Genomic DNA, 13,172 nt, shown 5'->3' on the forward strand with positions numbered 1-13,172 from the left:
AGCATACCGCCCGGTTCCAGCACCCCGTCGCAGTGGCAGCAACTGCCGCCTATTGCGCCCAGGGTTGGCGCGAACTGTGGAGCGTTTCGCCCGAACGGGCAGCCTGCTCCATCAGCAGTGCCAGATACTGGTCCTGCGCCGCTTCGGCGAAGCTGTAGGGCCCGGCATCCTTCCCCTTGAGGTAGGCATCCATGCGCTGCATCGCAACAGCAATCGCAATCTCGTCATCCATCAGCCGCGCGCCAGGAAACGGCATCTGCCAGACCACGTCATCGCCGCAGGAGATGGTCTCGAGCGCGTGGCCGCCAAGGTTGCCGTATTGACCCGACTGCTGCCGGGTGAAGGTGCGGATGACCGGCTGCCCATAGGTGGGCATGGCGCGCAGCTCGAGATCGGCGATCTCGCCGCGCTCGCCGCGGATCACCACCCGGTGCGAATGAACCGGCGAGCGATATTGCACGTCGGTGAAATCGAACAGGCCCAGGCGATCGCCGAAATCGAACTCGCCGAGCAGTTGCACGGTCTCGGCGAAGCTTTCTTCGGCGGGCCAGCTGTAGCGATCCGGACCGGCCAGCGCCCGGCTTTCGAAACGTTTGCCGCGGATGGTGGCGTCCTCGAAGCCGAGGCCGAGGAACTGCCGCATCAGGCTGACGCCGTGATAGCCGTGGGCGGTGGAGACGCGGGCGAAACTCACCCGGCCCAGCGCCCCGTCGCCGATCAGCTTCAGACGTGCCGCATGGAGCGGCTGGAACAGGTATTGCTCGGCGACCTGCAACCGGAACCCGGCCTCAACCAGGTGCCAGATTGCGATCATCTCCTCGAGCGTCAGCGCCGCCGGGGTTTCGCAGAGGACCGCCAGACCGTGCTGATGCAGCTCGGTCAGGAGCGGCACATGCGCCGCCGCCTTGACCGACAGGACGACGAAATCCGGCTTCGCCGCAGCGAGCGCGGCAATGTCCGGGTAGGCCGGCGCCCCCCAGGCCGCAGCGAAGGCCTCGGCCTTGGCCGGGTCGCGCTGCACCACGCCCGCGAGCTGGAACTGCGCGGGCAGTTCGCGCGCGATGCGGGTGAAGAACTCGGCGCGCCAGCCGCCGCCGACGAGGCCGAAACGGATCGGCGCCATCAGTTGAGCCCGAACTGGGCGTGCTCGAGCGCCGCGATCACGCCACGCAGCTCGGCGAGGCCCTTGAGCCGGCCGATGGTCGGATAGCCCGGCTGGGCGCGGCGGCCGAGATCGTCGACGATGTCCTGCCCATGGTCGGGCCGCATCGGGATCTGCGCATCCGCCCTGCCCTCGGCGGCGCGACGGCGCTCTTCACGCAGGATCGCCGCGATCAGCGCCACCATGTCGGTATCGCCGGCGAGATGCTCATCCTCATGGAAGGAACCGGCAAGCGCATCAGTGTCGCGCTTGACGTTGCGCAGATGCAGGAAATGCACCTTGGGCCCGAAGGCGTCCATGATGGCCGGCAGATCGTTGTCGGGCCGCGCGCCGAGCGAGCCGGAGCACAGCGTCATGCCATTAGCCGGGCTGTCGACGGCGTCGAGCACCTGGCGATAGTCATCGGCCGTCGACATGATGCGCGGCAGGCCGAGCAGCGCAAACGGCGGATCGTCCGGATGACAGCACAGCCGCACGCCGACCTCTTCAGCCACCGGAACAACTTCGCTGAGGAAGTCGATGAAATGATTCCGCAATCGGTCCGGCGAGATGTCGCCATAGGCGCTCAGATGCGTCCGCACGTCATCGAGCGTCATGCTCTCGGTCGAGCCGGGCAGCCCCATAGTTACATTGCGCGCCAGCTGCTTTTTCGCGTCGTCGTCGAGGGCCGCGAAACGGCGGCCGGCTTCGTCGACGACCGCTTCCGAGAAATCCTCGGCGGCGCCGGGGCGCTCCAGGATGTGGATGTCGAAGGCCGCGAAATCATTGATGTCGAAGCGCATGCAGGTGCCGCCATGGGCGAGCTGGTAGCGCAGGTCGGTGCGGGTCCAGTCGAGCACCGGCATGAAATTGTAGCACACGACCTCGAGCCCGGCCGCGGCGACATTGCGCAGCGAAGTCTTGTAGGTCTCGGTATGCGCGCGCCAGTCGCCCTTCTGCTTCTTGATGTCCTCGGAAACCGGCAGGCTTTCGATGACATCCCACGCGATGCCGGAGGGCGCGCCATCCTTGCGGTGGCGGATCAGTTCCTGGCGCTTGCTGATCTCCTCCGGCGTCCATTCGGTGCCATTGGGCACGTGATGGAGGGCCGTGACGATGCCCTCGGCGCCCGCCTGTACGACATCGTCAATGCTTGCCAGATCAGCCGGGCCAAACCAGCGCCAGGTCTGCTTCATACGTCTTCTCCCGAATTCCTCAGGCTCTGTTTAGCCGAGGTGTCTCCTGCCAGCCAGAGCGGATAAGGGCGTCAGCCCATGACGCTTTCAAGCAGCGCGCGATAATCTTCGGCGCTGGGCGGCCGCGGATTGGTGGCATGGCTGTGGTCGGCCTGGGCGCGCTCGATCAGCCAGTCGAAATGCGCGGTTTTGACCCCGAGCGTGCCGAGTCCGAGCGGGATGTCGAGGCGCCGGTTGAGCGCGTCGAGCGCGTCGGGCAGATCCTCGTCCGGGCCGAGCCCCATCGCCGCCTTGAGCCGCGGCAGCAGCTCTCCGATGGCCGGCGTGTTAAAGCGCAGCACCGGCGGCATCAGGATGGCGTTGAGCGTGCCGTGGTGCAGATGCACATCCTTGAGCCCGCCGAGCGCATGGCTGAGCGAATGGACGGCGCCGAGACCCTTCTGCAAAGCCAGCCCGCCCATCAGCGCACCCATCAGCATTTCGCTGCGCGCGTCGAGATCGGAGCCGGTCTTGGTCGCCGTTTCGATATTGCGCCAGATGCGTCCCGCGCCGTCGAGCGCAATGGCGTCGGCGACCGGGTTGAAGCGCGGCGAGCAGAAGGTTTCGATGCAATGGCTGAGCGCATCGAGACCGGTGGCGGCCGTCAGCATGGGCGGCAGGCCGAGCGTCAGCTCCGGGTCGGAAATCGTGCGCTTGGGGATGAGATGTGGCGACAGAACGCCGAGCTTGCGCCCGTCGGTGAGGGTCAGGAGCGCCGCGCGCCCGACTTCGGCACCGGTGCCGGCGGTCGTCGGGATGGCGATGATCGGCGCAACGGACGCGGTGATCCGCTCCATGCCGCCATAGATCACCGCATATTGCTCGAGCGGCCCGGCATGCGTCGCGAGCAGCGCCACGCCCTTGCTGAGATCGATCGGCGAGCCGCCGCCCAGCGCCACCATGCCGTCGCAGGCATTCGCCTTGTAGAGCGCCAGCGCGGCGTCCACCGCCTCTTCCGTCGGGTTCGACGGGGTGTCTGAAAACACCGGCGTGCCGGCGGGCATATGCGCCAGCGCCTTGTCGGCGAGGCCGGCGGCGATGACGCCCTTGTCGGCAACCAGCAGCGGGCGCTTGAGGTTCAGCCCGGCCAGCGCGTCGCCCAAAGTGTCAACGGCGCCAGGCCCGAACTCGATTCCGGTGATGTAGTTGATGAGCGCCATGTGGATCCCCCCAGCGGCTGACGATGTCTGCGAACTTCCGCCAGATGCCGGCGCCCGCTCGTGATTTATTGCGACGTTGATTGCAGTGCGATGATCTTCACGTCAACTGTGCTGCAGCTGGCGTCGACACAGCTGCCGCCGAGCCAGACTTCGCCATCGCCGAACATGATACCATCCTGATTGACGAACAGGTCCTCATACTTCTGTTCAGTGATCCTCGTGACGATCTCGGGCGTGAACAGGCTGTCGTAGATCTCATAGAGGTCGAACTCGCTGTCGAGGGCGACCTCCTCGCCGTTCACCCGCAGTGGCGTCTCATAGGAGAAATACGGCGCCAGCGCCTCTTCGTCGCGCTCCGTGACGGCCGCCTGAATGGCCGTGAAGGCCGACTGCCAGGGCGCGGGATTGCCCAGCACGCTTTCGATCCGGGCCGTGACGGCGGGATCATACGACGGCACGGGCGGGGTTTCGGTCTGCGCCGTGGCAGCAGACGCCATCAGCACGGCGGCAGCAAGGGAGAGGATCAGGCGCTGCATGGGGGCTCCGGAAAGATGAGAATGCGGTGACGCGCCTTCTAGCGCACAATCCGCGGCCAAAACATGGAGAGATTTCAGGACCAAACGCACGAAAGCACGGCAAGCTCCGCTGTCGCAGCCTTTTCAAGGCGGGCCCGAGCGGCTACGCATTTTTGGCAGAGGGGACCACACACCATGACCACACATCGCTTCGCGCCAACCACCTGGTACAACGTGCTGGGCACCGTGCCGCCGGCGCTCACCATCGCATCCGGTGACACCGTCATCACCGAAACGCTCGATGCCAATGGCTTCGACAAGGACGGCGTGCACCGCATGTCGGGCCCCAACCCGATGAACGGGCCGATCTTCGTCGAGGGCGCCGAACCCGGCGACGCGCTGAAGCTCGAAATCATCCGCATGACGCCGAACCGCGCGACGGGCTGGACCCGCGCCTCTCTCGCCGGCAATGTCGTCGACCCCGAAGTGGTGCGCGAGCTACCGGCACGCGACAAGGTCAACTGGGCGATCGACCGACAGGCGCTGACCGTCACGCTCGACCCGCCGGTAAAGGGGCTGGAGCATCTGGTGCTGCCGGTGGAGCCGATGATCGGCTGCTTCGGAGTGGCGCCGGCGCTCGGCCAGGCCTTTTCGACCGCGACCAGCGCCGAGAACGGCGGCAACATGGATTATCGCGGCTTTGGCCCCGGGGCGACCGTGTGGTTTCCGGTGGCGACCGAAGGTGCGCTGTTCTTCATCGGCGACTGCCATGCGACGCAGGGCGACGGCGAGATCGTCGGTACCGGCATCGAAACCAGCTACGAGGTCGAGTTCCGCCTGACGGTGGAGAAGGGGCGCAAGCTCGTCTGGCCGCGCGGCGAGAGCGAGGATTTCATCTATTCGGTCGGCAATGCCCGCCCACTCGATCAGGCGCTGCAGCACGCAACGACCGACATGATGAACTGGCTGATGAGCGACTACGGCCTGTCGAACGTGGCGGCGAGCCACCTGCTGGGACAGGTGGTGCGCTACGAGGTCGGCAATGTCTATGACCCGGCCTATACGATGGTGTGCAAGGTCGAAAAGAAATGGCTGCCGGCGCGAGTGAGCAAATGAACGACGCTTTGCACCCTCGCCCGCGGCTGACCCGCGCGCGCTGGACCGATCTTTGCGGCACCTGGGACTTTGCCTATGACGATGCCGACGCGGGGCTGGATGGCCGCTGGCATGACGCCGGCGACGCCTTCGACCGCGAGATCGTGGTCCCCTACCCGCCGGAGAGCGCGCTGTCGGGCATAGCCGACACGGGGTTTCATCCGGTGGTCTGGTACCGCCGGACGTTCACGCCCGAACACGAGACCGACGAGCGGCTGCTGCTGCATTTCGGTGCGGTGGACTATGCCGCCATGGTCTGGGTCAATGGCGAACTGGTCGCGACCCACGAGGGCGGGCACACGCCGTTTTCCGCCGACATCACCGCGGCGCTGAAGGGTGACGGGGAGCAGGTTGTCGTGGTGCGGGCAGAAGACCGTCCGGACGACGCGACCATGCCGCGCGGCAAGCAAGACTGGCAGGCGACGCCGCATGGCATCTGGTATGACCGCACGACCGGCATCTGGCAGCCGGTGTGGCTGGAGCCCGTGCCGCAGACCGCGATCACCACGCTGCATTTCACCCCTGACCTGCCGAGCGGCAGTGTGAAGATCGAGGCCGGGCTGAGCCGCGCGCACCGAGGCTGGCTAGCGCTCCGCCTCACCAAGGGCGACGAGGTGCTGGCGATGCAGCAGGTGCATGTGGCGGGCCAAAAGCTCGAAACCACGGTCAGCATCCCCCTGCTCCAGCATGCCCAGCGCCGCAACGAGCTGACCTGGTCGCCGGAACGGCCCAACCTCATCACAGTCACGGCGACACTGGTGGATGAACAGGGCGGGCCGATCGATACGGTCGACAGCTATTTCGGCATGCGCAGCTGCGGCATCGGCAATGGCCGCTTTCTGCTCAACGGCAATCCCTATTTCGTGCGCTCGGTGCTCGAACAGGGTTTTTGGCCCGAGTCGCACCTCGCCGCGCCGGACGCCGACGCGCTGCGCGCCGAGGTGGAAGCGATCAAGGCACTGGGCTTCAACGCCTGCCGCATCCACCAAAAGGTCGAGGACCCACGGTTCCTCTATTGGGCCGACCGGCTGGGCCTGTTGGTCTGGGGGGAAATGGCCAATGCCTATGCCTTTACGCCCGGCGCGGTGGACCGTTTCACCCGCGAGTGGCTGAGCGTCGTCGAGCGCGACCGCTCGAACCCCTGTGTCGTCACCTGGACCCCGCTGAACGAGAGCTGGGGCGTGCACGACATCGCCACCGAGCCGGCGCAGCAGGCCTATGCCAGCGCGCTCTATTTCCTCACCAAAGCGATCGATCCGATGCGCCCGGTGATCTCCAACGAGGGCTGGGAGCACACCCATTCCGACATTCTGGGCATCCACGACTACACCCAGCATGGCAGCCAGCTGATCGACCGCTTCGGCTCCGCGGAAGCGATCGCGGCGACGCTCGGGAGCCACAAGCCCAATCGCAAGCTGCAATTGCTGCGCCCCGAGGATCAGCGCGGCCAGCCGGTGATGCTGACCGAGTTCGGCGGCATTTCCTTCCACCCGGCCGAGGGCGAAAACTGGATGGGATATGCGACGGTCGAGACCGAGGAGGAGTATCTCGGAATCCTCGCCGACCTGTTCGCCGGCATCTATCGCAGCACTGAACTGGCCGGGTTCTGCTACACGCAGATCACCGACACGCAGCAGGAAAAGAACGGGCTCTACGATGAGCATCGCAAGCCCAAACTGCCGGTGGAACGGCTACGCGAGATCATCTGGCAGCCGAGCGACGCCGTGCCGACAGAATATCTCGATATCGCCCGGCGAAAGGCGTTGAAGACCAGCGGCGCGTCGTAGCACTTGCTCTTGGGCGGGAGACCCTGATGACCGAACGCATCGCCATCATCTCGGACATTCACGGCAATCTGCCGGCCTTCGAGACGGTGCTGGCCGACATCGCGGCGCGCGGCATCGAGACGATCTATTGCCTCGGTGACGTCATCGGCAAGGGTCCGGACGGCGCGGCGGCGGTAGACCTCTGCCGCGCACATTGCATCGCGACGGTGCAGGGCAACTGGGATGCAAACGCAGCCGAAGGCTACGATCACCCGTCGTATCATTGGAATCGCCCCCGGCTGGGACGCGAACGTCTCGACTGGCTGGGCGCACTGCCCGGTACGGTCGAGTTCGTGCTGAGCGGCCAGCGCGTGCGGCTATTTCATGCCTCGCAGCAAAGTCCCTTCCACCGGGTGCACCAGTACGACGCGTTCGAAAACCATGCGGCGATGTTCGAGAACACCGATTTCACCGGCCATGGACCGACACCGGACTATGTCGGCTATGGCGACATCCACATCGCCTATGTGAAGTCGTTCCGGCACAAGTGCCTGTTCAACGTCGGCAGTGTGGGCAATGCGCTGGACATTCCGCTTGCCACCTATGCGGTGCTGGAAGGCGACACAGGGCCGGCGCCACTGAGCCTGAGCATCATCCGCCTGCCCTACGACATCGAACTGGCCACCCGCCAGGCCGAGGCCTCGGGCATGCCCGATCTCGAGGACTATGCCGACGAGCTCAGGACAGCGCGATATCGGGGACTCAAGAGGAAATAGCCGACACCGCGTGGCGAGCAGGCACCACCCCACCCCGTCCCTCCCCATCAAGGGGAGGGAGCGCCGACTGAAACCTCTTGTGCGGGAAGGTTACCCGCCGATCTTGCCGTCGAGTTCGTCCTCGATATGGATGCGGATGATCTCGTCCATGCTAGATTCTGCCCTAAAGCCGAGCGCCGCGGCACGCTGCGTGTCGAAATTGCGCGGCCAACCATCGACGATGCCGATAATCGTGGGATCGGGCACCTCCTTGATCAGCGCCACGATCTCGTCGCCCGCGACCCGGCGCAGCGCCTCGATCTCTTCACCGACAGTGGCCGACAGACCCGGTGCGGAAATCGTACGGCGCCAGCCGAGCTTGCTGCTGTCCATTTCTGCGGCATGCAACAGGAAACCGATGGCGGCGCGGGGGCTGGCGAACCAGTGGCGGACATCCTTCGAAACCGGCAGCACGGCTTCCTTGCCGCTTAGCGGCTCGCGCAGGATGTTGGAGAAGAACCCCGAGGCGGCGAGGTTTGGCTTGCCGGGGCGCACAGTGATGGTCGGCAGGCGGATGCCGATGCCGTCGACGAAGCCCTTGCGCGAATAATCGTTGAGCAGCAGCTCGCAGATGGCCTTCTGCGTGCCATAGCTGGTGAGCGGGGTGTTGAAGAACTCGTCGCCGATCGCCTCGGGGAACGGCGCACCGAAGACCGCGATCGACGAAGTGAAGATCAGCCGCGGCACATAGGCTTCGCCAGCGCCGGCCTGCCGAATGGCTTCGAGCAGATAGCGCGTGCCGTCGAAATTGATCCGATAGCCCTTTTCGAAATCCGCCTCCGCCTCGCCCGACACGATGGCGGCGAGGTGAAAGATCAGATCGGGCCGGCCGGCGATCAACTGCTCGGCGGTGCCGGGAGATGACAGATCGGCGGCAACCGTATCAACACTGCCCGCAAAGCCTTCGGGCGCGTCGGGCGCGACGACATCGGCCAGCGTGAGTTTGTCGATGGATTTGCCACCGACCTGCCCGGCCGAGATCAGCGCGGACGTGAGCTTGCGGCCGACCATGCCGGCCGCACCGATGATGAGAATGTGCATGAAGTCCCCTCGAATGTATCCGAGGGGACTGTAATCAGCCAGCGATCCGCTGCAAGGGTTGCGCGCGGGACCGCGGTACGGTGGGCGCTTTACTGCGAGACGTAACCGCCATCGGCGAGGTGATAGCTGCCGGTGATGAAGCCGGCCTCGTCGGACAGCAGGAACGCGGTCAGGTTCGCGATTTCTTCGGGCTGGCCCAGCCGGTTCATGGCGTGCTTGGAGGCGATGAACTTCAGCGTCTCTTCATCCATGTGCTTGGTCAGCAGCGGGGTTTCGATGAAGCCCGGGCCGATCGCATTGATGCGCACGCCCTTCTCGCCATATTCGAGCGCCGCCGATTTGGTCAGCCCGACCACACCATGCTTGGCCGCCACATAGGCCGGTGACATGGCAATGCCGACGGAGCCGAGAATGGAGGCCATATTGACGATGGAGCCGCCACCGGAGGCCTCAATCGCCGGAATTTCGTAGCGCATGCCGTAAAAGACACCATTGAGGTTGATGTCGATCACCTTGTCCCAGGATTCGATCGGATATTCGCCCGTCAGCGCTGCAGCACCACCGATACCGGCATTGTTGACCGCCAAATGGAGGCCGCCATAGGTTTCCTTGGCGAACGCAACCATGGCTTCGTTCTGGGCGGCATCCGCCACATCGACGGCAAAGCCGGCGGCAGTGCCCCCTGCCTTCTCGATCTCGGCTGCCGTCGCCTTGGCGGCAGACTCATCGAGATCGGCAACCACGACCTTCGCGCCACTGGCTGCGAGCAGCTTCGACACCGCCTCGCCAATACCGGACGCGCCACCGGTCACGAGCGCAACCTTGCCTGAAAAATCATATGTCATTTCAAAAATCTCCGTCTGTTGCGTCCACGTTTTGGATATGGGGACGGTAGGACGGGATCGGCAGAGGCAAATTGACGCCGGTCAAACGAACAGTCAGTTGCGGATCAGCAGACGGTGGCGAAGCGCTCAACGCAGGTGCGGACCACGTCGTCGCCCGGCCGCTTCCACCAATTGTCGCGCGAGAAGATCTCGACCTCCTGCGGACCATGATAGCCGGCCGCCTCGATCATCGCGCGGATGGCTTTGAGGTCGATAACGCCGTCTCCCATCATGCCGCGATCGAGCAGCATGTCGTTGGTCGGCACCAGCCAGTCGCAGATGTGATGGGCCATGATGCGCTTCTCGCGACCCGCGCGCGCGATGGCCGCGGCGAGATTCGGATCCCACCACACGTGATAGACATCGATGGCGACACCGACGCCCTCGCCCAGCTGCCCGGCGATATCCAGCGCTTGGTCGATGGTGTTCACGCAGGCCCGGTCGGCGGCATACATCGGGTGCAGCGGCTCGATGGCGAGCGGCACCCCCGACGCTTGGGCGTGCGGCAGCATGGCCGCGATCCCGTCGGTGACCATCTGCCGCGCGCCGGCGATATCCTTGCTCTCCCCCGGCAGGCCGCCGACGACCAGGACGAGACAATCGGCACCGAGCGCCGCCGCTTCGTCGATGGCGCGCAGATTATCGTCATTCGCCGTCTGGCGCCCCTCGGCCGTCTCGGCCGGAAACATGCCGCCCCGGCAAAGACCAGTGACGCGGATGCCGTTGCCCTTGATGATCCGCGCGGCTTCATCGAGGCCGACGGACTCGACCTGATCGCGCCAGGGCGCGATGGCGGTAACGCCGTGCTTCAGGCAGCCTTCGACCATCTGCGCAAAGGACCAGCCATTGCGCAGCGTCGCCAGGTTCATGGAGAGCTCTCCCTTGGCCATCAGTCCTCTCCTCCCAATGGGATCATCTGCGTCCAGTCCGGCGCGACGGCGGCGCCGAGCCCGACACTCTGTCCGACCGTTCTGAGCGAAATCTCGCCGTCCGCGATGCGCAGCCGCGCCCGGCCATCGGCTTCGACATAAAGATCGCCGTGGTGATCGAGGAACGCCTGCTGCTCTGCCTCGGGTGCGCCCGCCATGCCGTCCACATAGTGGTGGCCATTGCGCTCGATATGCGTGGCGCCCGCCATTGCCGCAAGCGCCAGATCCTGTTGCAGCCCGATACCCGCCTGCGTCGTCAGATCCTCGGCGGAAAGAAACGCATCGACGCCCCCGGCCCTCGCCTGTTCGACGCGCGCCATATTGAGCAGCGAACGATAGAACCCCTTGCAGGACTTGGACGAGATGCCCCTGTAGCCAAGCTTGAGCGCCGCCGGGAAGGCGCCGATGTCGGCGTCCGACTCGTCGATCTCGAGCCCGATACGCCAAGCCACCTGGCTCATATCGGTTTCGAGTGCCCTCGCCCGAGCGATCGGTTGTTCGAGGAAAAGCACGCGGCTGCGCAACGTTGCGAGGGCCGGCTCGCGCGCCATCCGGTCGAGAAGTTCGAGCACCGCTTCGGGTCCGGCATATTGCTCATTGCCGTCGAGCGTCGCCTGATACTCGGGCACCATGCGGTCGAGGACCTCGGCGATCTGGACGAGCCGGGCCACGTCCGCTTCCGGGTCGCCGCCGAGCTTGAGCTTGAACCAGCGATGGCCGTAGCGGTTGATCACCTCCTCCAAAGTGTCGGGCAGACCATCATCGAGGGTCGCTGCACCGGTGAGGACGTCTCCGAGCCCGACGGTATGTCGCGCGGCGATCGTCTCAGGCATCGGCCGGGCCGCAAGGAAAGCGTCGAGATCGAAGCCCTCGAGCTCGGGCGCCGTACGCGCATCGATGCCCAAAAGGTTGGACCGCACCGCCTCGACGACCGGAAGCTCCGCCAGCCGGCAGAGCCCGTCGATCACCGCCCGGTCGAGCAGCGCCAGGCCGAACGAGGCAATGAGACCGTTGAGACCCGCGTCTGCCGCCGCCTGATGGTGCTTGGGCTCGATCTCGGCATGACGGGCAAAGGCCGTGCCCGGTTTCGCCGCAAGGGTGCCATCGGCGGCCAGCCGCAGCGACTGACGCAACTGCGCGACATTGTCCTCAGGCGTCAGCTCCGGCGACTTGTCGAACCACTTGGGCATCATCATTTCAGCAGACCAGCCGACAGCGCTCCGCCCATCGGCATCGGTGACGCGCAGTCGGACGAAGGCCTGCGCCGTCTGCTCGACCCGGGCCACGCCAAAGCGGAACGGCATGCGAAAACGAACCGGCCGCTCGAACAGGGCGACCTCGTCGACACGGATGATCGGCGCCATCACGCGATACCGTGCACGGCCAGCACGCGCCGCATCCGATCGACGGCAAGCTCTGGATCGGCGAGGACACGCGCCTTGTCGGCGAGACGGAAGAGTTCCGCGAGATGCTGCAGCGAGCGCGTGGACTGCTGCCCGCCGATCATCGTAAAATGCTCCTGCAGCCCATTTAGATAGGCGAGGAACACCACGCCGGTCTTGTAGAACCGGGTCGGCGACGCAAAGATGTGCCGGCTCAGCGGTACGGTCGGTTCGAGCAGCTCGAAGAACTCGTTCTCGCTGCCACGGCCGAGCGCCGCGAGCCCCGCCGAAGCGGCCGGCGCGATGGCGTCGAAAATGCCGAGCAGCGCGTCCGAATGCCCCTCGTCGTCGCCCGCGATCAGTTCGGCATAGTTGAAATCGTCGCCGGTGTACATTCGCACGCTGTCCGGCAGGCGGCGCCGCATCGCCACTTCCTTTTCCTTGCTCAAAAGCGAGATCTTGATGCCGTCGACCTTGTCGGCATGCGCACGGATCACCTCGAGGCAGACATCCATTGCCGCTTCGTGGGTGGGCTTGCCCCAATAGCCTTCGAGCGCGGGATCGAACATCTCGCCGAGCCAGTGCAGCACCACGGGCTGCTTCACCTGCGACAGGATGCGCCCATAGACCTCGGCGTAGTCCTCCGGGGTCCGGGCCGCCTTGGCCAACGCCCGCGAGGCCATGAGGATCACCCTACCGCCCTCGCCTTCGACGAACCCGACCTGCTCTTCATAGGCCGAGATGATGTCCGCAATCGTCACGTCCGGGCCGGGCTGCAGATGGTCGGTGCCGGCGCCATAGGCGATGAGCGAGTCGTCACGCGTGCGCGCTTCCGCCTGCGCCCGCCGGATCAGCTCCTGCGCCTCGGCCCAGCCAAGCCCCATGCCGCGCTGCGCCGTGTCCATGGCTTCGGCGACGCCGAGCCCGAGGTCCCAAAGGCGATGCCGGAATTTCAGCGTCGTCTCCCAATCGATCGCCGGCGTCAGCCAGGGATCGTTCACGGCCAGCGGATCGGCAACCACATGCGCTGCGGCGTAGGCGATGCGCGGGAAATCGCTGGCCTGATGTTTGACGAACGGAATCGGATCGCCGGTGAGGCGATATGCGGTCATCGACCGGTCGGCATTTGGCAGGTTGATTTCAGTCATT

Annotated in this window: 12 protein-coding genes; 3 read left to right on the forward strand and 9 right to left on the reverse strand. The window is 65.4% G+C overall.

The genetic code is table 11. From position 1 onward, the window contains the following. Positions 1–49: 49 nt before the first annotated feature. From ACN0TK_RS04585 to ACN0TK_RS04600, 4 genes are all read right to left on the reverse strand, one after another. Positions 50–1,123: a Gfo/Idh/MocA family protein gene (locus tag ACN0TK_RS04585; protein ID WP_417308275.1), complete on the reverse strand. Its 1,074-nt coding sequence runs from the start codon at positions 1,121–1,123 to the stop codon at positions 50–52. Continuing rightward, positions 1,123–2,337: a mannonate dehydratase gene (uxuA, locus tag ACN0TK_RS04590; RefSeq protein WP_417308276.1), complete on the reverse strand. Its 1,215-nt coding sequence runs from the start codon at positions 2,335–2,337 to the stop codon at positions 1,123–1,125. Before uxuA ends, ACN0TK_RS04585 begins: the two co-directional genes overlap by 1 nt. A 71-nt stretch (positions 2,338–2,408) precedes the next feature. After that, positions 2,409–3,536 (reverse strand): iron-containing alcohol dehydrogenase, encoded by a 1,128-nt coding sequence (locus ACN0TK_RS04595; protein ID WP_417308277.1) that lies wholly within the window; start codon positions 3,534–3,536, stop codon positions 2,409–2,411. Positions 3,537–3,601: 65 nt separating this feature from the next. Further along, positions 3,602–4,072 carry a hypothetical protein gene (locus ACN0TK_RS04600; RefSeq protein ID WP_417308278.1) on the reverse strand — a complete coding sequence of 157 codons (471 nt, stop codon included), beginning with the start codon at positions 4,070–4,072 and terminating at the stop codon, positions 3,602–3,604. Between the two features lie 174 nt (positions 4,073–4,246). On the opposite strand from ACN0TK_RS04600, the gene ACN0TK_RS04605 reads away from it, so the two are divergent. The 3 genes from ACN0TK_RS04605 to ACN0TK_RS04615 are packed head-to-tail and all read left to right on the forward strand — an operon-like array spanning position 4,247 to position 7,748. Further along, complete coding sequence (locus tag ACN0TK_RS04605; protein WP_417308279.1) at positions 4,247–5,167, forward strand: acetamidase/formamidase family protein; 921 nt, start codon at positions 4,247–4,249, stop codon at positions 5,165–5,167. Next, positions 5,164–6,993, forward strand: a complete 1,830-nt coding sequence (locus ACN0TK_RS04610) for a glycoside hydrolase family 2 protein (RefSeq protein WP_417308280.1) — start codon at positions 5,164–5,166, stop codon at positions 6,991–6,993. The genes ACN0TK_RS04605 and ACN0TK_RS04610 overlap by 4 nt, the downstream gene beginning before the upstream one ends. A 26-nt stretch (positions 6,994–7,019) precedes the next feature. Further along, a complete protein-coding gene (locus ACN0TK_RS04615) occupies positions 7,020–7,748 on the forward strand; it encodes a metallophosphoesterase family protein (RefSeq protein WP_417308281.1) in 729 nt (242 codons plus the stop codon). A gap of 90 nt (positions 7,749–7,838) precedes the next feature. Here ACN0TK_RS04615 and denD read toward each other — a convergent pair whose 3' ends face one another. From denD to ACN0TK_RS04640, 5 genes are all read right to left on the reverse strand, one after another. Next, positions 7,839–8,828, reverse strand: a complete 990-nt coding sequence (gene denD, locus ACN0TK_RS04620) for a D-erythronate dehydrogenase (protein WP_417308282.1) — start codon at positions 8,826–8,828, stop codon at positions 7,839–7,841. Between the two features lie 89 nt (positions 8,829–8,917). Then, positions 8,918–9,673 (reverse strand): SDR family NAD(P)-dependent oxidoreductase, encoded by a 756-nt coding sequence (locus ACN0TK_RS04625; RefSeq protein ID WP_417308283.1) that lies wholly within the window; start codon positions 9,671–9,673, stop codon positions 8,918–8,920. 104 nt (positions 9,674–9,777) lie between these two features. Then, entirely contained in the window at positions 9,778–10,602 is an 825-nt protein-coding gene (locus ACN0TK_RS04630) for a sugar phosphate isomerase/epimerase family protein (protein WP_417308284.1), read from the reverse strand. Beyond that, a complete protein-coding gene (locus tag ACN0TK_RS04635) occupies positions 10,602–12,005 on the reverse strand; it encodes a mandelate racemase (RefSeq protein WP_417308285.1) in 1,404 nt (467 codons plus the stop codon). The genes ACN0TK_RS04630 and ACN0TK_RS04635 overlap by 1 nt, the downstream gene beginning before the upstream one ends. Continuing rightward, positions 12,005–13,171 carry a dihydrodipicolinate synthase family protein gene (locus tag ACN0TK_RS04640; protein ID WP_417308286.1) on the reverse strand — a complete coding sequence of 389 codons (1,167 nt, stop codon included), beginning with the start codon at positions 13,169–13,171 and terminating at the stop codon, positions 12,005–12,007. Before ACN0TK_RS04640 ends, ACN0TK_RS04635 begins: the two co-directional genes overlap by 1 nt. Position 13,172: the final 1 nt, after the last annotated feature.

It is taken from the genome of Devosia sp. (assembly GCF_048261455.1).
Classification (GTDB): Bacteria; Pseudomonadota; Alphaproteobacteria; order Rhizobiales; family Devosiaceae; genus Devosia_A.

Bases quoted from the DNA above. Each gene is read 5' to 3' on its own strand.
- ACN0TK_RS04585 (WP_417308275.1), bottom strand. From the start codon at position 1,123: ATGGCGCCGATCCGTTTCGGCCTCGTCGGCGGCGGCTGGCGCGCCGAG.
- uxuA (WP_417308276.1), bottom strand. From the start codon at position 2,337: ATGAAGCAGACCTGGCGCTGGTTTGGCCCGGCTGATCTGGCAAGCATT.
- ACN0TK_RS04595 (WP_417308277.1), bottom strand. From the start codon at position 3,536: ATGGCGCTCATCAACTACATCACCGGAATCGAGTTCGGGCCTGGCGCC.
- ACN0TK_RS04600 (WP_417308278.1), bottom strand. From the start codon at position 4,072: ATGCAGCGCCTGATCCTCTCCCTTGCTGCCGCCGTGCTGATGGCGTCT.
- ACN0TK_RS04605 (WP_417308279.1), top strand. From the start codon at position 4,247: ATGACCACACATCGCTTCGCGCCAACCACCTGGTACAACGTGCTGGGC.
- ACN0TK_RS04610 (WP_417308280.1), top strand. From the start codon at position 5,164: ATGAACGACGCTTTGCACCCTCGCCCGCGGCTGACCCGCGCGCGCTGG.
- ACN0TK_RS04615 (WP_417308281.1), top strand. From the start codon at position 7,020: ATGACCGAACGCATCGCCATCATCTCGGACATTCACGGCAATCTGCCG.
- denD (WP_417308282.1), bottom strand. From the start codon at position 8,828: ATGCACATTCTCATCATCGGTGCGGCCGGCATGGTCGGCCGCAAGCTC.
- ACN0TK_RS04625 (WP_417308283.1), bottom strand. From the start codon at position 9,673: ATGACATATGATTTTTCAGGCAAGGTTGCGCTCGTGACCGGTGGCGCG.
- ACN0TK_RS04630 (WP_417308284.1), bottom strand. From the start codon at position 10,602: ATGGCCAAGGGAGAGCTCTCCATGAACCTGGCGACGCTGCGCAATGGC.
- ACN0TK_RS04635 (WP_417308285.1), bottom strand. From the start codon at position 12,005: ATGGCGCCGATCATCCGTGTCGACGAGGTCGCCCTGTTCGAGCGGCCG.
- ACN0TK_RS04640 (WP_417308286.1), bottom strand. From the start codon at position 13,171: ATGACTGAAATCAACCTGCCAAATGCCGACCGGTCGATGACCGCATAT.